This is a genomic window from Leuconostoc lactis (genome assembly GCF_007954625.1).
Lineage (GTDB): Bacteria > Bacillota > Bacilli > Lactobacillales > Lactobacillaceae > Leuconostoc > Leuconostoc lactis_A.
On sequence record NZ_CP042420.1, the window covers coordinates 1,593,445 to 1,613,475 of the forward strand.

Consider the following 20,031-nt stretch of genomic DNA (forward strand, 5'->3'; position numbering starts at 1 on the left):
TCACTGGTAGGGCTCGGCCCTGTTCCACCTACAAAAACACCCAGAAATCACGCCGTTTTAAGCTGAAATCCGGGTTTTGAAAAATTTTCGGAGTGCGGTACCTCTCGGTGCCAAAAAAGCCTGTCCATAATCTTGACATCAGCGCCGTGTTCGAAGACGACCCGACTACCATTCCAGCCCGTAAAGACATTCTAGGCGAAGCAATTAATACGCTTAACGAAAAGGTAAAAGAAATTGTTGATGCCCGTGATTATTTACAGTGGAAAATTGACAACTATGATTCTTACATGATTGAATCCGAAAATAAATTATAGAAAACAAACGAGGTCCGGGCGATGATTGCCTGGACCTCGTTTATTCTTTTTGATTAAACTTTCGGGGTAGCTCCGGCCCCTCGCGGGGCTATCTAAAAACCACTCCAAAGTATTGACATTATTCCCAAGTATCACTTCAAGAAGCAGACAAAGTTAAGAGTATTTGGGGCTAATTCCTAGCACCATAAAAGGTTGAGCGATTAGGTTAAGAAAATTTGAACGCGGCTCCAATTTGGCTCCGCGTGAGATGTTTTCTTCCGTTATTTAACGTAATGGAAAATAAAAAAAACGTTGATATATCAACGTTTTTTTATATTCTGACGGTATATGGCATACCCTTAAGGAGATAGCGGGATTTGAACCCGCACACCGCGAAACGCGGCTCGACGGATTTCGAGTCCGTTGCAGTACCAGATTGTGCCATATCTCCATGAACAAGAACCACAAGTGGTTCTTAATCAATTAAATTACTTTGACGCCTTACGACGCTTAGCAGCCTTTTCACGTTCAGCCGTATTCAAGATTGCCTTACGGATACGAACGTTTTCAGGTGTTACTTCAACGTATTCATCATCGTTCAAGAATTCCAAGCTAGCTTCCAAGTTCATGACACGTGGTGTCTTGATTGAGGCTGTTTGGTCCTTGTTTGATGAACGGACGTTTGATTGTGGCTTCAACTTTGTCACGTTGACAGAAATATCGTTGTCACGTGAGTTCATACCAACGATCATACCTTCATAAACGTCAACACCGGCACCAACGAACATTTGGCCACGGTCTTCAACACCCATGATGGCATAGTTAGAAGTTGTGCCTTGTGTGATTGAAACCAAGGCACCGTTACGACGGCCTGGTTCCCAGTTACGAACTACTGGACGGTATTCAGCATATGTGTGGTTGAAGATACCGTAACCACGTGTTGCTGACATGAATTCAGTTGAGTAACCAATCAAACCACGTGAAGGTGCCATATAAGTCAAACGTGTTTGACCGTTACCAACAGATTCCATGTTGATCATTTCACCCTTACGTTGGTTCAATGCATCGATAACTGCTGAGGCATATTCATCAGGTGTGTCAATTTGAACTGATTCGTATGGTTCTGATTGCACGCCATCAATGTCACGATAGATAACTTGTGGACGTGAAGCTTGCAATTCGAAGCCTTCACGACGCATTGTTTCGATCAAGATTGCCAAATGCAATTCACCACGTCCTGAAACTAACCATGCACCAGCTTGGTCAGTATCTTCAACACGCAAAGAAACGTCAGTGTGCAATTCGCGACGCAAACGGTCTTCGATTTGACGTGCTGTCACGAACTTACCTTCACGACCAGCAAATGGGCTGTCGTTTTGACGGAAAGTCATTTGCAAAGTTGGTTCATCAATACGCAAGATTGGCAAAGCTTCTGGGTGAGCAGGATCAGCAACAGTTTCACCAACTGAGATGTCTTCCATACCTGAAACCGCGATCAAATCACCGGCCTTAGCTTCTTCGATTTCAACTTGGTCAAGACCAATGAAACCAGCAAGCTTTGTGACACGGAATGATTGTTTTGAACCGTCAAGCTTCAACACTTCAACGTTATCACCCATCTTGATCGTACCGCGCTTAACACGGCCGATACCAATACGACCAACGAAGTCGTTATAATCCAACATCGCAACTTGGAATTGCAAAGGTTCGTCAGAGTTATCAACAGGTGCTGGAATTGTTTCAAACACCTTGTCAAAGATTGGCTTCATTGTGTGTTCTTGATCAGCGACATCTGGTGACAATGATGATGTCCCGTTCATTGCTGAAGCAAAGATCACTGGGAAGTCCAAATCTTCTTCGTCGGCACCAAGTTCAATGAACAAATCCAACACTTCATCAACAACTTCTTCTGGACGTGCGCCTGGACGATCAACCTTGTTGACAACAACGATTGGTGTCAAGTTTTGTTCGAAGGCCTTCTTCAACACGAAACGTGTTTGTGGCATTGTGCCTTCAAAGGCATCAACAACCAACAAAACGCCATCAACCATACCCATGATACGTTCAACTTCACCACCGAAGTCCGCGTGTCCTGGTGTATCCAAGATGTTGATCTGCTTGTCCCCAACCTTAACGGCTGTGTTCTTTGACAAGATCGTGATCCCACGTTCCTTTTCGATGTCGTTTGTATCCATTGCACGATCACCCAATTCCTTGCGTGAGTCCAATGTATCTGATTGCTTCAAAAGTTCGTTAACCAACGTCGTCTTTCCGTGATCGACGTGGGCGATGATAGCGATGTTACGAATATCTTCGCGATTTGCCAATTTCCTAGTGCTCCTTTAATTTAAATGCTACTCTTCTCATAGTAAAAGCTAGGGACTGGTGTGCCCTAGCTTTGATGCAACGCTAAAATATCACGATGCGCACGATTTGTAGCCACTAATACTATGTTAGATGATAACATATCGAGGGGCTTACCGTCAATATCTGAAACTGACAATCCAAGTGTTTGTGCCAAAACTTGGCCAGCCGCAAAGTCCCATGGCATCATTTTAGAGGAATAACCGACCGCCTGACCTAAAATAACGCGAATAAATGATGGCCCGGCAGCCCCGATAATCCGAAAGCCTAGGGCTGCTTTGGCAATGTCATCATAACCAAACATGCCATACAGTAAGCGCGCACCACTTAATAGGACTAGGCCTTCAGATAAAGGCTCATTTTTAGGGGCGCTAACGCGTAATTGATTAGCATAGACCCCAATTTCCGGTCCGCCGTGATAAACAACATTATTCATCACATCAAGAATCCACCCCAAAACGGGCTGATTATCGATATAGAGACCAATCATAATCGCAAAGTCCGATTTTTCTTTGATGAAGTTCATCGTGCCATCAATGGGATCCACAAACCACACATGCCCTTGCATATCCAGTTGCTGATCGCCAAAGCCCTCTTCACTGACAATATGCGCTTCCGGATCAAAGGCGCGAATTTTAGTATTTAAAAACGTTTCATTTGCTCGGTCAACATTGGTCACCAAATCACGTGGATTATTTTTGGTGCCGACGTTTAATTCTTGTGTCATTGCCGCTAAGGTTTGTTGACGCACGTCATCGAGCCATAACAGGACAGTTTGGTCAATTTCTTGAATTTCGAATTGGCTCAGTGTCATCCGCGTACCCGATCTTTGGTCGTGTTTTGCGCCAGTTTCATGGTTTGATAAATGCTGTGACCTGTTTGGCGTTCAAAATCACGATCGAACCGCTTTTGTTCACTTTTCGCTGGCATCACCTCACGAAATGCGTCATAACGTGCCAGTAACGTGGCTTTAGCGACACCCGTTTCATAAACAGCTAACACGCTGTCAATAAAATGAGATACCGCCACAATATCTTCAACTGTCCAACTACCATCGATTGGTAACGTATAATTTTCACTCATTACTCTATTTTCTACAATCTTTCAAATTTTTCATCAATTATCTCTATTTTACCGCTTCAGCCACTATTTTAGCGATCCTTAGCTAAAATTATTGTAACATACATCCCCTTGCAATCGATTTACCGGCTAACCAATTAGTGGCGTCGCGACCGAGTATCGTCGTGTGAAAACCTATGAAATCAATGCGCTTCTTTGTATAATGATTTGGAGGTGTTGAACGACACGATGACAAGTTTTAACACCTAGTCAAATTAATCATGAGGGCACAACAGATGATACAAGGTCTTTTAAATATTTTGAATTGGCATCCACTATACTTGGCGGGTCTCACATTTGGACTTGTGATGTTGCTTGTTTTTGGGTTAGCTTACTTGCGACATCGTCCTAAAAAACAATACTTGCGGTGGTTTTATCAAGCACTCATGATGGCGAGTTTGGTCACCAGCATCACCTTGGGGCTAGACTATCTCTACCAAAATAATGTTGGCCAATTCAAAGACCACACGCTCAATACGCTCCAAAAACAGCGGCAAAAGGCACAAGCGCGCCAAGCAAAAAACGATGCGACTTCGCGCGATCAGATTGCCAAAATGGTCATGCGCCAAGCACAAAAGGGCTTAGAAAAACAAGGTTTTGTCGCCATCCCCAGCCGCTTTATTCTCCTCCCTATTTATAACGATGCCTATTCAAATAAAGGTTTAGATGCTGGTGCCAATTACGCCAATCGGTCAGCAGTCGATCCGCTCGGTACCCAAAAACCTATTATGGGTCAAGGTAACTACGGCTTGGCTGGCCATAATTTCAACGATGGCCAATCTGGCTTTAGTGCTTTGCAAGAATCTAATAATCACGATTGGCCCTACGTTCAAAACGGCCAATTGAAGGGATCCAACTGGTTGAATGGTGAGCCGGTTATTTTAGCTAATGCAACAGGCCTCTTTGTTTATGAGATTACAGGCCAAACTACCGTGAATAAAAATGACATTGCGGTCCTTAATCCAACCAAAGCGCCAACACTCACGATTATTAGTTGTCTCTTTCCATCAACACAATACCGCATTATCACCCACGCAACATTGAAAACCCACTACACTTGGCAACAAGCACCGCAACGGCTCGTTGATTTGTTTAATTTACGTACCCAACGTACCAACGCCCACGTTGATTGGTGGAATCCAGGTACCGAAGAAGGCGTTAACGGCGACGCTGGTGGCACGAAAAAATAAAAATAGGTATAAAACTGCGCTGCCTAACGCGTTTAGGAGTTTTAACCTGTTGGCCAGTTTGATATACTATTATGGAGGTGAAAAGACATGACAATTCGATTTACAATGGATAAAATCACACGTGATGGGGAGCCGGTTCTCAGACAAGTCGCTGAGAAAGTACCTTTCCCACTCAGTGAAGAACACGCGCAACTAGCGGAAGATATGATGACCTACTTGGTGATCTCACAAGATGAGGAGCAAAACGAAAAATACGGTTTGCGTCCAGGGGTTGGTTTAGCCGCCCCACAAGTTGGCGAATCACTCCAAATGGCGGCCGTGCTGATCCCATCACAGGATCCCCATGAACGCGATGCGGAACCTTATTTCAAAGGCACGATCTTCAATCCCGTCATTATTTCAGAATCTGTTAAGCGGGCTGCCCTAGATGTTGGTGAAGGCTGCTTATCTGTTGATGAAGATGTCCCTGGTTTCGTCCCCCGCGCTAACCGTATCACGGTCCGCTATCAAAACGAACAAGGTGAAACCAAGACGCTTAAGTTGCGTGATTATCCCGCTATCGTTTTCCAACATGAAATCGATCACTTACATGGTCACTTATACTACGACCATATTAATATGACAGCCCCTTGGGAAGTCAATGACGACACAAAATATGTTGATTAACCAAAAAAAGCCAGTCCGCATCGGGACTGGCTTTTTTTTAATGTTGTTGGGTTCGGTACTGTTCATCTGTGATGCCATATCTCACCATGTCAACGGCCTCGCCTTTGATAATTTGTGCTTTTAAGGCAACGCCTTCTTTGTGCATGCCAATTTTTGCCATCACGCGCCCCGATTTCGGATTACGGGTGTCATGCTCAGAAAAGATACGAACCAAGTGTAACTGGTCAAACCCAATCGCTAAAAGAGCGGCCGCTGCTTCCGGCATGATGCCTTGTCCCCAATAGTTTTTATTCAAGACATAACCAATTTCTGCTTGTTGATGCGCTTCGTTTAAACGTAAATCAATGGTCCCCACCATTTTTTTGTTATAGACAATTGCCCATTTCCCAATCGGATCCAGCATGAAATAACTTTGAATGCTGTTTTCAATGACTTCCTTGAGTGTTTTCACGGGTGGTATCGAAATATAGCGCATCGTGTCGGCATCTTGTAAATAATCAAACATAGCTGGGGCATCCGCCAGCTGAACCGGCCGCAACAGCAAACGGTCGGTATGAATAGTTGTAAACTGTGCCAATTGTGCTTTTAATGACATCATATGCTCACCTCGTTAATTTTGTCATCTATTTTAACATAAAACCTCATTTTTTTATCATCAATAAAAAACGCACGTGTTCACCCGTGCGTTTTATCGTCTTCATTCTGTTAATTCTTCTAACTTATCAAAGAAACTTTTCTTCTTTTTACCAGTCATGGCTTCTTGGAAGGCTTCCAAGGCCTTCTTTTGATCCTTAGTCATTGACGTTGGCACTTCAACAAAGATTGTGACATATTGGTCACCATTGCCTGTACCACGTAGACGCGGCGCACCCTTACCGCGCAAACGGAATTGCTTACCTGTTTGCGTACCAGCAGGAATCTTCAACTTCACGTCACCTTGCACTGTCTTAACTTGGATTTCATCCCCTAAGGCAGCACTCGTGAAACTAATCTTTTGTTCAAGGAAGACATCAGCACCATCACGTTCAAATCCGTCCTTTGAAGGCGCAACTTGGAAGACCACGAACAAATCACCACGTGGGCCACCGTTAACGCCTTCTTCACCTTGGCCAGCCAGACGCATTTGTTGCCCAGTTTCGACACCAGCTGGAACCGTCACCTTAATTTCATGAGGGCCATCACCACGATTAAACTTGATGATTTCTTCCTTACCAGTAATGGCTTCTTCGAAGCTTAAGCGCATCCGGTATTGCAAATCTTGTCCCTTGCGTGGTCGGTTCGGATCAAAGCCGCCGCCAAACATTTGACTGAAAATATCACCCAAATCAGAGAAGTCGCCGAAACCACCTTGTTGGTAACCACCAAAGCCTTGGCCACCAAAGCCACCATTGGCGCCAGCTGGACCAAATTGGTCGTATTGGGCACGCTTTTGGGGATCGCCTAACGTTTCAAAGGCTTCTTGAACCTCTTTGTACTTTTCTTCGGCACCTGGTTCTTGGTTTAAGTCAGGATGATACTTTTTTGATAACTTTCGGTATGCTTTTTTAATATCATCTTGGCTAGCATTCTTATCAACGCCAAGACGGTCATAGTATTCTGTATTATTCAACAGCCCGCTCCTTTTCCATATTATGTACACGAACCGCATCCAACTGGATGCGGTTCGTTTATGATTAAGTGATTGTCACGAATTGATTTGTCGTCAAAGGATTACTTCTTTGATGGGTCAACTTCTTCGAAGTCACCATCAACTGTGTTATCATCCTTTGGCTTTGCTTCACCTTCAGCACCTTCTTGTGGCGCAGCTTGTTGGTAAAGCTTCATTGCTAATTCTTGTGCAGCCTTAGCCAATGCTTCTGACTTTTCCTTCAATTCAGTCAAGTCAGCTTCAACATCATCGCCGACCTTTTCCTTAGCTTGCTTCAATGCTTCAAGGGCATCCTTTGTTGCCTTCTTAGCATCTTCTTCCAACTTGTCACCCACTTCTTCAAGTGTCGCTTCTGTTGAGAAGATCAATTGGTCAGCTTCGTTGCGTGTATCAACGGCTGCCTTCTTCTTTGCATCGGCTTCTTCGTTAGCCTTTGCATCATTCATCATTTGTTCGATTTCTTCATCAGTCAAACCACCAGCGGCTTGGATCGTAATCTTTTGTTCCTTTTGCGTACCCAAATCCTTGGCAGATACAGAAACGATACCGTTACGGTCAATGTCAAATGTCACTTCGATTTGTGGCACACCACGCTTTGCAGCAGGAATGTCTGACAATTGGAAACGACCCAAAGTCTTGTTGTCAGCCGCCATTGAGCGTTCACCTTGCAAGACATGGATGTCAACAGCTGGTTGGTTGTCGGCAGCTGTTGAGAAGACTTGTGACTTTGATGTTGGGATTGTCGTGTTACGATCGATCAACTTTGTGAAGACACCACCCATTGTTTCGATACCCAATGACAAAGGTGTCACGTCCAACAAGACAACGTCCTTCACGTCACCAGTAATCACACCACCTTGAACAGCTGCACCAAGAGCAACCGCTTCATCAGGGTTGATTGAGTGGTTAGGTTCCTTACCAGTCAACTTCTTAACAGATTCTTGTACGGCAGGAATACGTGTCGAACCACCGTTCAAGATCACTTCATCGATGTCTGAGAATGACAAACCGGCATCCTTCAAGGCGTTCAAAACTGGTTGTTCAGCCTTCTTAATCAAGTCGGCTGTCAATTCGTTGAACTTTGCACGTGTCAATGATGTTTGCAAGTGCAATGGGCCTTGGTCACCTGAAGCAATAAATGGCAAGTCGATTTGTGCTTCAGTTGCTGAAGACAATGTCTTCTTAGCTGATTCTGCGGCATCCTTCAAACGTTGCAAAGCTAACTTGTCTTCCTTCAAATCAATGCCATTTTCAGCCTTGAATTGTTCAGCTAAGTAATCGATGATCTTGTTATCGAAGTCATCACCACCAAGGTGTGTGTCACCGTTTGTTGACAAAACTTCAAAGACACCATCACCTAATTCAAGGATAGACACATCGAATGTACCACCACCCAAGTCGTAGACAAGGATCTTTTCATCCTTATCCAACTTGTCCAAACCATATGCCAACGCTGCGGCTGTTGGTTCGTTAATGATACGTTCAACTTCAAGACCGGCAATCTTACCAGCATCCTTAGTTGCTTGACGTTGTGCATCGTTGAAGTAAGCAGGTACTGTGATAACAGCCTTTTCAACCTTTTCACCCAAGTAATCTTCAGCATAACCCTTGATGTATTGCAAAATCATGGCTGAGATTTCTTGTGGTGTGTAGTCCTTACCGTCAACGTTAACCTTGTAGCCAGCTTCACCCATGTGTGACTTAATTGAGATAATTGTATCAGGGTTTGTGATGGCTTGACGCTTAGCCACGTCACCAACTTGTGTTTCGCCATTCTTAAATGACACAACAGATGGTGTTGTACGACCACCGTCTGGGTTTGTGATGATCTTTGGTTCGCCACCTTCAAGGACGGCAACTGCTGAGTTTGTTGTTCCTAAATCAATACCGATAATCTTTGACATGAATTAATTCTTCCTTTACTTTTTTAATCTTTTTATTTTTTAACTTTTTAAGGTGTGGTGCACACGCTGAATCACCATGACAATCGTCGTTATTTCGCCACGGCAACCATTGCTGGTCGAAGGACGCGATCTTGAATCATATAGCCTTTTTGCAAAACAGCGGCAATTTCATCAGACGCAACATCCTCTGACTCAACACTTTGAATGGCTTGGTGCTTCGTTGGGTCAAATGCTTCTCCGACTTCACCTGTTGCTGAAATACCATTATCAGCTAAGGCTTGCACCAATGTCTTCAGTGTCATTTCAACACCTGTTTTAATTTGCTTTGTTACTGCATCATCTGCTTTTACTTGCAATGCGCGTTCAAGATTGTCAACCGCTGGCAAAACTGCGCCGGCCAATTTCTGACCATCATATTTGCGCACATTTTGTACTTCGCGGGCATGACGTTGTTGAATATTTTGAATTTCCGCTTGTGAACGCAACAGCTTGTCTTCTAATTCTGCAACCTTAGCTTCAAGGTCTGCAATCTGACTCGCTTCTGAGTTTTCTACTGGTGCCTCATCTTCTTGCAAAACATCAGTTTCTGCTTCGATTTGTTCCGTTACAGCTTCATCATCAACTGCGACGTCTTCTACAACGATTTCTTCGTCGTTCTTCATTGCTTCTTTCGCTTCATCTGCCACGTAAGTGACCTCCTAATTTATGTATATTCGAGCATCTTTTGGCTTAGCGCTTCACCAAAGGCATCCATCAACAAAACGTTGCGCGCATAAGGCATCCGAATTGGTCCAAGCAATGCAATCACCCCATCTCCCTGATTTGGTACCTGAAAGGCACTCGTAATCAAACTAAAGGATTGTAATAAGGGTTCATCGATTTCTTGCCCAATCTTAACTGTCACCTGATGTGGGACAGCCGTCGCCACACGTCGGATATCAGGTGCTGATGACAGAAATTCTAGCAAATGCTTTACTTTCTGTGTTTCATCAACATTTTCACCAAAATCCAACACGTTCAGTCGACCACCAATATGCACATTATCGCCAATCGATCGCGCTAAGACGTCGCCAAACAATTGCAAGAAGGCAGCTGATGTCTTAATCACCCGATTCATTTGCGTTGGCAACTCATCTGATTGCATGAGTTGCAACACTTCCAGAATCGGATGGCCAATCATCTGATCATTGATATACTTGACCATACTATCTAACGATGATATCGCTAACTCGCGTGGTAATTTGAATGTCTGACTTGTCACCTTACCGTCACTGGTTACCAGCACGGCAATTAATTGATGATTCTCCAACGGCACCAAACGGAACCCCGACACTTTGATGTTTAACCCTTTTGGCTTCAAAATCAAAGCGGTTGCGCCGGTTAATTCTGATAGTGTCCGCGCAGCTTCATCAAGCAAGTCATCAATTTCATGAAAAATCCCACGAAATGAATGCATCACCATCGCCACATCTTGCTGTGTTGCGGGGCGTGTCGCCATGAGATGATCGAGATAATAACGATAGCCAGCACTTGACGGTATCCGTCCCGCTGAAGTATGCAGTTTTTTAATCAGATCAGCTGACTCTAATGCAGCCATTTCATTACGAATTGTTGCGGAACTTACTTTAATATCAAGCTGTTCCTGCAAACTTTTCGACCCGACTGCTCGCGCAGTGTGTGTGTACTCGTAAATGATGGCGCTTAAAATTAATTTTTGTCTTTCCGTTAGCATGCCATCACCTCCGTTTTAGCACTCATAGATACCAACTGCTAACATCTATTATAATACACCCTTTTCGAAAAAAATGCAAGCATTTTAGCACTCTTTTTATTCGAGTGCCAAATAAAAAGCACTTAACCTTTGTTAAGTGCTTTAAAATACTGTCGTGTCGCTTGTTCATCGTGTTGTAACTGCGTGATTAAGTCAGGTACCGACGTGAATTTGACTTCGCCGCGTAAGTAATGGTACCAAGCAACCGTCACCGCTTCACCATAGATTTGTTGCTTGAAATCTAAAATATTGATTTCAACAGTGATTGGTCGGGCATCACCAAATGTGACGTTTCGGCCGATACTTGCCATTCCTTGATACCACTGGCCAGCAATTTCAATCCCAACCACATAAACGCCAATACCAGGCAGCCATTCTAATTCCGGCGTTTGAATATTGGCTGTAGGGAAACCTAATTCACGTCCTCGCGCTTCACCATGGACTACCGTGCCAGTCGTTTGATAAACACGACCTAACTGATGATTAACCGTTTGCATATCACCAGCGTCTAATGCGCGTCGAATCGCCGAAGAGCCCACTTTTTGGTTTGCCTCTTCAAAAGGCGGTACCGTAATCACGTCAAAGCGATTAGCAGCGTATTGATCTAATACCTGCATATTGGCCGTCTGTCGATCACCACCATAGAGATGATCAAACCCTGCAACCACAGTCGTTGGCTGTAAAGGCAATAGGACTTCATCAACGAACTGTTGGGGCGCAAGTTGTGCCAATTGCGAGGTAAAGCGCATCACATACACGCGATCAACACCCAGTGCTTCAAATAACGCCACCTTTTGGTCAAGCGGCGTTAAATAATGCAAGGGATGCGTCAGTGTCTTAAACACCACAACCGGATGCGGGTCATAGGTCAGGACTGCTAGTGGCACCCCTAATCGATCAGCTTCGGCTTTGGCTGCTTGTATCACTGCTTGATGTCCCAAATGGACCCCATCAAAAAAGCCCATCGTCACCACTTGGGGTTGCGATGATTGAAAGTTTTGCATTGGATAATGTAACTGAACAGTTTCTATCATATTTATTCGTTTGTAAACACATAGCGTGATTGCCAGTGGTGTTCGGCAGCTTGATATGCATAGACTGCCTTTAATTCCCCTTGATAAGTTAACTGCAAATAAGTGTCGGCCGCTGGCCAGGTGGTGATTTTTTGCCCATTTTTGACCGCAAACCACTCGTCATCCGTCAAAGCTTTCACCGGCCATGTCAACACCGTTTGAATGGGGACGACTAGCTTTAAGACATCTTCTCGTGGTAACGATGTGATTGTTTCTAATGGCGTTGCCGCCGACAAAGGCATTCCGCTTCCCATCGTTCGCGTTAAGCTGGTCATGGTTGCTGGGACTTCTAATTGTTTGCCAGTGTCAACGGCCAGTGTTCGAATATACGTGCCTTTTGACACAGTTGCTTCAAAGTTAAATTTTTGTTGTTGTTGCTGATAACGCACCGCAGATGTGCGATGAAAATCATAAATCATCGCATCACGAACTGGTCGCGTTACAGTTTCACCGGCACGCGCGTATTCATATAAGCGCTTACCGGCGACTTTAACAGCCGAAAACATCGGTGGCACTTGTTGAATCGGCCCGTTCAATTGCTGGATGGCCTGATCAATTGCCGTGTCGGTATAAGGCGTTGTAATCGGTTGTTCGGCTACCACGGCCCCGTCAAGATCTTCGGTTTCCGTTGCAAAACCTAACGTGATTTCACCGATATAACGTTTTGGTCGTGCTTGTAATTCATCGATTAATTTTGTTGCTTTTCCCAAAGCGACGACTAAGACACCATCAACATTAGGATCTAAAGTCCCGGCATGGCCGACCTTTTTTTGACCTACTGCTCGCCGTACCTTGGCCACGACATCAAATGACGTGACCCCTTTTGGTTTATTGACGACCAAGATGCCGTCAACTGGATTATTCTTTTGCATCGATTTCCTCTTGCGGCCGCCAGATATTTTGTCCAGCATAAACTGCACCATAGCTGACAAATGGCGTCGCCTGCGCTTCAAATAAGACATACACGCGAACAGACTGATCATGCTGACGAACTGAACCAATCAAATCGCCTGCGTGTAATTGTTGTCCAGTACGATAAGATGCCAATCTGACATCCTGATCCTTTTCACACATCACTTGCACCGTGACAGTCCCATAGCGTTCACTGCGAATTGTGATTGCCTGTGGTACCGCATCTGTGACAATCCCTGCCACTGGTGACATGATATCACGTCCGTTTGGAATCATCATAAAGCCATGACGACTACTTAACTGATCATTGTCGAGCGTAATTCTCTGTAACTGTCCTGTGACTGGTGCCACAATGACAGGTAATTCAGATTTACGCGAAATCTGAGTCGCATTTAACTGTCCGGTTGATGCCACTGTTGTGTGCTTGCTAGATGATATGAATAAATTTTGCCACCAGTTCATAGACTACCTCTCACTTACTTTCCGCGACGTTGATTAATATAAGCTGTCAGCCGTCGCATACCCTCATCCAAATCTTCATCGGATGCTGCATAAGAGATCCGGATATAAGCTTTGGCCGCCGCACTAAAACCAGACCCTGGAATCACGGCAACTTTACCTTCTTGTGCTAATCGTAATGCAAATTCATCGCCATCATCGCCTAAATCAGCTGGTAACTTGGCAAACAAATAAAACGCGCCTTCTGGTGACACCACATCAAAGCCCAACGCGATTAACTGTGGCAAAATACGATCACGTCGCTTTTTGTATACATCACGCATTTCTTGTGGCGCTGTAGTCACATCGCGCAAAGCAACTAATGCGGCATCTTGAATAAACGTGGGGATCGCAAACGTCAATGCCCCGTGGACTTTTTGCATTTGCGCAATCACTTCTGCTGCGCCCAAGATAAAGCCGACACGATAACCTGTCATCGCATGTGACTTTGATAAACCATTAATATAGATGGTTTGATCGGGAATAATTTCCGCAAATGACACGTGTTCTTGATCGTAAGTCAGCACCGCATAAATTTCATCAGAAATCACCCAAATCCCATGCTTTTTGAACGTGGCTGCCAATGCCATAATCTCATCCCGTGAATAAGTTACGCCTGTTGGATTTGTCGGGTAATTCATCAAAATAGCCCGTACTGGCACCGTTGCCTTTGCAATAGCCGCTTCAACCATTTCTGGCGTTAGTTTAAAGCGATTAGCCGTGGTGTCAATGGTAATACGTGTCCCACGCGCCAATTCCAATGATGTAAAGTATGGCCCGTAAGCTGGTTCAGGCATTAGTAACCCGTCGCCATCTGCCAACAAGGTATGAAAAACCACGTTGATTGCCTCACTGACACCCAGTGTGACAATCACATTTTCTTCACCAGCATAATTTAAATGATAGGCTTGATTAAAATAATCGACCGCTGCCAAGCGCAATGCCCGTTCACCTTGGCTCTCGGCGTAATGTGAACGGTCACCCTCAATTGCCGCAACCGCTGCCTGTTTGATGCGATCATCAACAGCAAAACCAGGCTCACCAAACGTCAGCTTTAACACACCTGGAATATCACGCACTTTCTCTTGAAAGCCCAATAACCGATCAGGTGCCATATCGGCAATGATTGGGTTTAAAGATTGTGGCAAGCTTGTCATTTTCGAAGTCCTCATTTTTTAGTCAAATTAATATAAGTCTATTCTAACACAAAAAACGCTACCCCTTTTAGAGTAGCGTTGAGATGTTATCATTTATTAATTTTCAGCATGTAGCTTGCGAATCAAATCTTCAATATGATTACCATATTGAACAGATTGATCACGAACAAAGCGTAATTCAGGTGTCTTGTAAACCGTCAAGCGTGCCCCTAATTCCTTACGGATCAAGCCACTTGCTGCTTCCAAGCCAGCTTGCGCTTTTTGCCCATCACTTGCCAAATCAGACAAGATTGAATAATAAATTGTTGCAATTTGCAAATCACCAGACAATTCAACACTCGTTACCGTCACGTCTTTTACGCGTGGATCATTGATCCGCTTAAGCAAAAGATCCGTCACGTCACGTTGGATTTCTTGTGCGAGGCGACCTGCACGTTGTGGATTAGCCATAACTTGTGCCCCCTTTTTCTTTTAATACAAGCGATAAAGTGCTAGTTGGCTTACTTTATCTTAACTTCTTCCATGATATATGATTCAACAACATCACCGACGCGAATATCGTTGAACTTTGATACTGTAAATCCGAACTCGTAGCCCATCTTCACTTCGTTCACAGCGTCTTTACCACGTTGCAACGAGGCCACTTCGCCATCATAAACAACAACGCTATCACGCATGATACGAACCTTTGAATCCTTGGTAATCTTACCTTCTTCAACCATCGCACCGGCAATAATACCAACCTTAGAGAACTTGAACAGTTCTTTAACGAGAACAGTTCCAATAACCTTCTCTTCATAAACAGGTTCAAGTTGACCCTTCATGGCTGCTTCAACATCATCAATTGCATTATAGATGACGTTGTAGAAGCGAATGTCAACCTTATCAGAGTCAGCTTGCGCCTTGGCCAATGGTGTTGCACGAACGTTAAAGCCAATAATAATAGCACCTGATGCTGATGCCAAAGTGACATCAGATTCATTAATCGCACCAGCAGCCGTATGGATGATATCCACACGTACGCCATCGACTTCAATCTTCTTCAATGAACCAGAAAGTGCTTCAACAGAACCTTGCACATCCGCCTTCACGATAACCGGCACTGTCTTCATCGCCTTTTCAGACATTGTACTAAACAATGTATCCAAAGTCACGACAGAACCCGAGTTACGGACTGCTTCTTGCGCACGCTTGGCACGTTCTTCACCTGCGGCACGCGCTGTCTTTTCATCCGCCATGACGATGAAACGATCACCAGCTTGTGGCACATCATTCAACCCAGTAATTTGTACTGGTGTGGCTGGCAAAGCTTCTTCAAGTTCAACGCCACGTTCGTTGGTCATTGTCCGGACACGACCGTAAGTGTTACCCACAACAATTGGGTCACCAACACGCATTGTACCTTGTTGTACCAAGACTGTAGCCACTGGACCACGACCCTTGTCCAAACGTGCTTCAACAACTGAACCACGGGCTGGCATATCAGGATCAGCCTTTAATTCAAGCACTTCAGCTTGCAACAAGATCATTTCCAACAATTCATCAACGTTTTGACCAAACTTTGCTGAAATCTTAACAAAGATTGTGTCACCACCATATTCTTCAGGGATCAAATCATAGGCCATCAATTGGTTCATGACATCATCAGGGTTAGCACCTGGCTTATCAATCTTGTTAACGGCAACGATGATTGGTGTTTCAGCCGCCTTGGCGTGGTTGATCGCTTCAATTGTTTGTGGCATCACGCCGTCATCGGCAGCCACAACCAAAATTGTCAAATCAGTTACGTTAGCACCACGGGCACGCATTTCCGTAAAGGCCGCGTGACCAGGTGTATCCAAGAAGGTAATTGTCTTACCATTAAGTTGTGTCTGGTAAGCACCAATATGTTGTGTGATACCGCCGGCTTCGCCTTCCGTCACGTTTGAGTTACGCAAGTAATCCAACAAAGTTGTCTTACCATGATCGACGTGTCCCATGATTGTGACAACTGGCGGACGTGGTACCAACTTATCTTCATCGATGTTGTCTTCATCAAAGAACTTATCGATATCAGCAACGTCTTCTTCTTCTTTAACTTTGGCATCAATACCATAATCGGCTGCCAAAATTTCGATCGTGTCTGAATCCAATGATTGGTTTTGGTTCGTCACAATACCCAAAAGGAACAACTTCTTGATGATTTCGGCCGCATCACGATGCAACAACTTTGACAAGTCTTGCACGTTCATGCCAATACGGTATTCCAATACTTGTGGTAGTGGCTGTTCCTTACGTTCAGTAACTGGTGTTACTGGCCCCTTCTTGGCGGCAATACGACGTGACTTCTTTGAGCCACGTGGCTTATCGTTACGACGTGGTGTTTGTTGCCCAGTACCCGTAATGTTACGCTTACGTGAGTTGTTACGTGCTGAATTGTTGCCTGATGCCAAAGCACCACCAAACTTACCTGCGCCCGCAGCTGGTGCGGCTGGTGTTGTTGCTGCCTTAGCAGCCGGCTTCTTAGCATCAGTTGGCTTTGCAGCAGCCTTTGCTGGTGCGGCTGGCTTCTTAGGCGCCTTGGCCGCAGCGGCAGCTTGCTTACGCTTTTCGTTTTCACTCACGTATTGCTTCAAGCTGTTATCTGTTTGCTTTGAGTAATCCACTTGGCCTTCACGTGGCTTAGTTGACCAGTTCTTCTTTTCGCGAATTTCTGGGCGACCACCAGTTGGTTGTAAGCGTGAGCCAGGACGACTATTACGGTTACCACCATTGTTAGGACGACTAGCTGCTGCACCATTTGGGCGTGCGGCGTTGCGTGTTTGTCCTTGACCATTATTTGGCCGTGCAGGACGACTTGACCGTGAACCAGCACCTGCTTGTGATGCTGATCCTTCTGTCAATTTTGCCGCATGGCGACGTTGTGATGCGGGCAATTCCTTACGTTCTGGGACTGCCTGTTTTCGTGCAGGACGGTTTGAGCCTGAGAATTTCTTTTCTTCTGCCATTTAGTTCCGCTCCTTTTCTGAAATTAATTGTTTAATTTTGCGACTAAAACCGCGATCCGCAATCGCAAATACACTGCGATTTACGCCGATAGCATCGGTTAATTGCGCTTTGGTATAGTCTTGAATCAGTGTGACATGATAAAACGCTGCTTTATCAGCGAATTTTTTTGCTTGACTTTGGCCACCATCACTTGGAAAAAAGGCCAGTTGTACTTTATTACCACGAATGGCGGTTAACGTGGGATCAGAACCCAACACTAACTTACCGGCACGCATGGCTAAGCCAAGGAGATTTAAAATTTGGTCGTCTTTACTTATCACCAAACAACTCCCGTCGCGCTTGTTGATGGTCAACATAAGCGATAAGTTCGTCATAAAACTCATCGGGAATCTTCACCTCAAATGCTCTATCAAAAATGCGCTTCTTCTTTGCAATGGCTGCAATCTCACGATCTAAACCAATATAAGCACCGCGACCATTGGCTTTTGATGTGGGGTCTAAGCTCACATGTCCTTCTTTGTCGCGCACAACACGAACAAGTTCTTTTTTAGGAAACATTTCACCGGTAACGATGTCTTTTCGCATAGGTATTTTTCTAGGTTTCATAATATCTAGCGTGTCTTTGTGCTCGTTTGAGCAGAAACACGTTTCCTTTCTATCAGATTACTCGTTTGTTTCGTCTTCGACAACAACTGGTGCTTCCGCAACAAGACTGTTAGCGGCTTCAGATTCAGATTTGATATCAATCTTAAAGCCAGTCAAGCGGGCTGCCAAACGGGCATTTTGGCCCTTCTTACCAATTGCTAATGACAATTGGTTGTCTGGTACAATGACCGTTACGGCACGGTCGTTTTCTGGATCAAAAATCACATCTGTGACTTCTGATGGGTTCAAGGCGTTAGCAATGTATTGCGCTTCGTCTTCCACCCATTCCACAATGTCCATGTTTTCGCCGCCAAGTTCGTTAACAACGGCTTGTACACGGGCACCACGTTGACCAACCATGGCCCCAACTGGGTCAAGGTCAGCATCATGCGTATAAACCGCAATCTTTGAGCGATCGCCCGCTTCACGTGAAATGCTCATGATTTCAACCGTACCGTCATACACTTCTGGTACTTCTTGTTCAAACAAACGCTTAACCAAGTCAGGCGCTGTCCGTGACACAAAGATTTGTGGTCCCTTGGCATTATTTTCAACCTTGTTGACCAAAACCTTGATACGATCACCCATTCGGTAATGTTCGTTTGGCATTTGATCAGCTGGTGCCATGGCTGCTTCTTGATTACCTGGCAAAGTCAAGTACAAGAAACGTGTGTCTTGACGATCAACTTCACCCGTGATGATTTCATCTTGATAGTCCGCAAACTTATTATAAATCGCTTCGCGGCTAGCTTCACGCATTTTTTGCACAATCACTTGTTTTGCTGCTTGTGCGGCCATCCGACCAAAGTCTTTTGGTGTGACATCAAAACGAATTTCATCGCCTGGTTCATAAGCACGATTAATTGCCAAAGCATCTTCCAAAGGAATTTCCGTGTCTTCGTTTTCAAAATCTTCGTCTAAGACAACGACTTTGACTTGCTTAATGGCAACATTCCCTTTTTTAGTATCAAAAACGGCTTCAACGTTCTGTTCTGCATTGTATTGCTTCTTGTAAGCCGCTCTTAAGGCGTCTTCCAAGGCTTCAATCACAACCGCGCGTTCAATCCCGCGTTCAGCTTCAAGGGCATCGAGCGCGTCGACTAATTCTTTACTCATTCGCCTATCCTCATTTAATTAATAGTGTGCTTTCTTCCGGCAACGATTGCCAGTTTTGTATTGATACAATAATCAAAACCATTTAACAACAGGACTAACCTGTTGCGTTAAAACTGGATATCCAGCACTGCTTTAGCAATTTCATCAAATTGAAGTGATAAGTCACCCTGCGCTGTTGACAAAACAATGCCATCATCCGTCACGGATTTCACTTTCCCTTGCCACTTCTTTTGACCTTCTTTGGCCGCAAAGAGCGCAACTAGGATTGTTTCGTCAGCTTCCTGAGCCCACTTATAATGCCATGGTTGCTTTAATGGCCGGTCGGCACCAGGTGATGAAATATCCAATAAATATGCTTCTGGAATTGGATCTGGCTCAACCGTATCCAAAAGGTCGTTAACAGCTTGGGTAAAGTCCGTAATATCCGCCATGGTGATAAAGGCATGATCAGGTTTATCAACCATGATCCGCAAAACCTTTTGGCCACCTTCTTTTGTATAGGTTAAATCCCACAATAAATCGTTTTGTTCAACTAAGATCGGTGTGATCAATGCCGTGATTTCTTGTTCGACTTTATTTGCCATTTACCTACCCTCCTTTGATGAATTTGTATCTGTATTGCAAGCAAGTGCCAATTTCATAAAAAATGAGCCGGCCCCATATACTGTGACCCGCTCATTTACAATA

21 protein-coding genes and 1 tRNA gene are annotated in these 20,031 nt (G+C 44.6%); 3 read left to right on the top strand and 19 right to left on the bottom strand.

Features of this window, described 5'->3' with window-relative positions:
* Positions 1-107 precede the first annotated feature (107 nt).
* Positions 108-314, top strand: coding sequence for a MerR family transcriptional regulator (locus FGL80_RS07985; RefSeq protein WP_055307686.1), 207 nt, complete (start codon positions 108-110; stop codon positions 312-314).
* Between the two features lie 341 nt (positions 315-655).
* On the opposite strand, the gene FGL80_RS07990 is transcribed toward FGL80_RS07985, so the two are convergent.
* The 4 genes from FGL80_RS07990 to FGL80_RS08005 form a co-directional block, all read right to left on the bottom strand.
* Positions 656-744 (bottom strand) — tRNA-Ser (locus FGL80_RS07990).
* 37 nt (positions 745-781) lie between these two features.
* Positions 782-2,620, bottom strand: coding sequence for a translational GTPase TypA (gene typA, locus FGL80_RS07995; protein WP_010000443.1), 1,839 nt, complete (start codon positions 2,618-2,620; stop codon positions 782-784).
* 65 nt (positions 2,621-2,685) lie between these two features.
* Positions 2,686-3,471 (bottom strand): inositol monophosphatase family protein, encoded by a 786-nt coding sequence (locus FGL80_RS08000; protein ID WP_055307685.1) that lies wholly within the window; start codon positions 3,469-3,471, stop codon positions 2,686-2,688.
* Complete coding sequence (locus tag FGL80_RS08005) at positions 3,468-3,740, bottom strand: UPF0223 family protein (protein WP_055307684.1); 273 nt, start codon at positions 3,738-3,740, stop codon at positions 3,468-3,470. Before FGL80_RS08005 ends, FGL80_RS08000 begins: the two co-directional genes overlap by 4 nt.
* 272 nt (positions 3,741-4,012) lie before the next feature.
* Here FGL80_RS08005 and FGL80_RS08010 point away from each other — a divergent pair, with 272 nt between their 5' ends.
* Both FGL80_RS08010 and def read left to right on the top strand, forming a co-directional pair.
* Positions 4,013-4,966, top strand: a complete 954-nt coding sequence (locus tag FGL80_RS08010; protein ID WP_055307683.1) for a class A sortase — start codon at positions 4,013-4,015, stop codon at positions 4,964-4,966.
* 87 nt (positions 4,967-5,053) lie between these two features.
* Positions 5,054-5,632: a peptide deformylase gene (gene def / locus FGL80_RS08015; protein WP_010000447.1), complete on the top strand. Its 579-nt coding sequence runs from the start codon at positions 5,054-5,056 to the stop codon at positions 5,630-5,632.
* A gap of 37 nt (positions 5,633-5,669) precedes the next feature.
* Here the strand turns inward: def and FGL80_RS08020 are convergent, their stop codons facing one another.
* The 15 genes from FGL80_RS08020 to FGL80_RS08090 form a co-directional block, all read right to left on the bottom strand.
* On the bottom strand, positions 5,670-6,230 hold the full coding sequence (locus FGL80_RS08020) for a GNAT family N-acetyltransferase (RefSeq protein WP_172792708.1): 561 nt from the start codon (positions 6,228-6,230) through the stop codon (positions 5,670-5,672).
* A gap of 99 nt (positions 6,231-6,329) precedes the next feature.
* On the bottom strand, positions 6,330-7,241 hold the full coding sequence (locus FGL80_RS08025) for a DnaJ C-terminal domain-containing protein (protein ID WP_010005145.1): 912 nt from the start codon (positions 7,239-7,241) through the stop codon (positions 6,330-6,332).
* 101 nt (positions 7,242-7,342) lie between these two features.
* Positions 7,343-9,184, bottom strand: a complete 1,842-nt coding sequence (dnaK, locus tag FGL80_RS08030) for a molecular chaperone DnaK (protein WP_055307682.1) — start codon at positions 9,182-9,184, stop codon at positions 7,343-7,345.
* An 89-nt stretch (positions 9,185-9,273) separates the two neighbouring features.
* Entirely contained in the window at positions 9,274-9,846 is a 573-nt protein-coding gene (gene grpE / locus FGL80_RS08035; RefSeq protein WP_147001990.1) for a nucleotide exchange factor GrpE, read from the bottom strand.
* A gap of 41 nt (positions 9,847-9,887) precedes the next feature.
* On the bottom strand, positions 9,888-10,916 hold the full coding sequence (gene hrcA, locus FGL80_RS08040) for a heat-inducible transcriptional repressor HrcA (RefSeq protein WP_147001962.1): 1,029 nt from the start codon (positions 10,914-10,916) through the stop codon (positions 9,888-9,890).
* Positions 10,917-11,038: 122 nt separating this feature from the next.
* A complete protein-coding gene (gene ribF, locus FGL80_RS08045) occupies positions 11,039-11,989 on the bottom strand; it encodes a riboflavin biosynthesis protein RibF (protein WP_055307680.1) in 951 nt (316 codons plus the stop codon).
* 2 nt (positions 11,990-11,991) lie between these two features.
* Positions 11,992-12,900, bottom strand: coding sequence for a tRNA pseudouridine(55) synthase TruB (gene truB, locus FGL80_RS08050; RefSeq protein ID WP_010000457.1), 909 nt, complete (start codon positions 12,898-12,900; stop codon positions 11,992-11,994).
* Positions 12,887-13,402: a PTS sugar transporter subunit IIA gene (locus FGL80_RS08055; RefSeq protein ID WP_055307679.1), complete on the bottom strand. Its 516-nt coding sequence runs from the start codon at positions 13,400-13,402 to the stop codon at positions 12,887-12,889. Before FGL80_RS08055 ends, truB begins: the two co-directional genes overlap by 14 nt.
* 14 nt (positions 13,403-13,416) lie before the next feature.
* Complete coding sequence (locus tag FGL80_RS08060; protein WP_055307678.1) at positions 13,417-14,595, bottom strand: aminotransferase class I/II-fold pyridoxal phosphate-dependent enzyme; 1,179 nt, start codon at positions 14,593-14,595, stop codon at positions 13,417-13,419.
* A gap of 96 nt (positions 14,596-14,691) precedes the next feature.
* A complete protein-coding gene (gene rbfA, locus FGL80_RS08065) occupies positions 14,692-15,045 on the bottom strand; it encodes a 30S ribosome-binding factor RbfA (protein WP_010000461.1) in 354 nt (117 codons plus the stop codon).
* Positions 15,046-15,095: 50 nt separating this feature from the next.
* Complete coding sequence (gene infB / locus FGL80_RS08070) at positions 15,096-17,582, bottom strand: translation initiation factor IF-2 (protein WP_055307677.1); 2,487 nt, start codon at positions 17,580-17,582, stop codon at positions 15,096-15,098.
* Complete coding sequence (locus FGL80_RS08075) at positions 17,583-17,903, bottom strand: L7Ae/L30e/S12e/Gadd45 family ribosomal protein (RefSeq protein ID WP_010000464.1); 321 nt, start codon at positions 17,901-17,903, stop codon at positions 17,583-17,585. It lies immediately after the preceding gene.
* Entirely contained in the window at positions 17,893-18,189 is a 297-nt protein-coding gene (gene rnpM / locus FGL80_RS08080) for an RNase P modulator RnpM (protein WP_010000465.1), read from the bottom strand. The genes FGL80_RS08075 and rnpM overlap by 11 nt, the downstream gene beginning before the upstream one ends.
* Positions 18,190-18,246: 57 nt before the next feature.
* Entirely contained in the window at positions 18,247-19,344 is a 1,098-nt protein-coding gene (nusA, locus tag FGL80_RS08085) for a transcription termination factor NusA (RefSeq protein WP_010000466.1), read from the bottom strand.
* Positions 19,345-19,451: 107 nt separating this feature from the next.
* Positions 19,452-19,928 (bottom strand): ribosome maturation factor RimP, encoded by a 477-nt coding sequence (locus tag FGL80_RS08090; RefSeq protein ID WP_055307676.1) that lies wholly within the window; start codon positions 19,926-19,928, stop codon positions 19,452-19,454.
* Between the last annotated feature and the right edge of the window lie 103 nt (positions 19,929-20,031).

Bases quoted from the DNA above. Each gene is read 5' to 3' on its own strand.
- FGL80_RS08000 (WP_055307685.1), bottom strand. From the start codon at position 3,471: ATGACACTGAGCCAATTCGAAATTCAAGAAATTGACCAAACTGTCCTG.
- FGL80_RS08005 (WP_055307684.1), bottom strand. From the start codon at position 3,740: ATGAGTGAAAATTATACGTTACCAATCGATGGTAGTTGGACAGTTGAA.
- FGL80_RS08010 (WP_055307683.1), top strand. From the start codon at position 4,013: ATGATACAAGGTCTTTTAAATATTTTGAATTGGCATCCACTATACTTG.
- def (WP_010000447.1), top strand. From the start codon at position 5,054: ATGACAATTCGATTTACAATGGATAAAATCACACGTGATGGGGAGCCG.
- FGL80_RS08020 (WP_172792708.1), bottom strand. From the start codon at position 6,230: ATGATGTCATTAAAAGCACAATTGGCACAGTTTACAACTATTCATACC.
- dnaK (WP_055307682.1), bottom strand. From the start codon at position 9,184: ATGTCAAAGATTATCGGTATTGATTTAGGAACAACAAACTCAGCAGTT.
- grpE (WP_147001990.1), bottom strand. From the start codon at position 9,846: ATGAAGAACGACGAAGAAATCGTTGTAGAAGACGTCGCAGTTGATGAT.
- hrcA (WP_147001962.1), bottom strand. From the start codon at position 10,916: ATGCTAACGGAAAGACAAAAATTAATTTTAAGCGCCATCATTTACGAG.
- ribF (WP_055307680.1), bottom strand. From the start codon at position 11,989: ATGATAGAAACTGTTCAGTTACATTATCCAATGCAAAACTTTCAATCA.
- truB (WP_010000457.1), bottom strand. From the start codon at position 12,900: ATGCAAAAGAATAATCCAGTTGACGGCATCTTGGTCGTCAATAAACCA.
- FGL80_RS08055 (WP_055307679.1), bottom strand. From the start codon at position 13,402: ATGAACTGGTGGCAAAATTTATTCATATCATCTAGCAAGCACACAACA.
- FGL80_RS08060 (WP_055307678.1), bottom strand. From the start codon at position 14,595: ATGACAAGCTTGCCACAATCTTTAAACCCAATCATTGCCGATATGGCA.
- rbfA (WP_010000461.1), bottom strand. From the start codon at position 15,045: ATGGCTAATCCACAACGTGCAGGTCGCCTCGCACAAGAAATCCAACGT.
- infB (WP_055307677.1), bottom strand. From the start codon at position 17,582: ATGGCAGAAGAAAAGAAATTCTCAGGCTCAAACCGTCCTGCACGAAAA.
- rnpM (WP_010000465.1), bottom strand. From the start codon at position 18,189: ATGAAACCTAGAAAAATACCTATGCGAAAAGACATCGTTACCGGTGAA.
- nusA (WP_010000466.1), bottom strand. From the start codon at position 19,344: ATGAGTAAAGAATTAGTCGACGCGCTCGATGCCCTTGAAGCTGAACGC.
- FGL80_RS08090 (WP_055307676.1), bottom strand. From the start codon at position 19,928: ATGGCAAATAAAGTCGAACAAGAAATCACGGCATTGATCACACCGATC.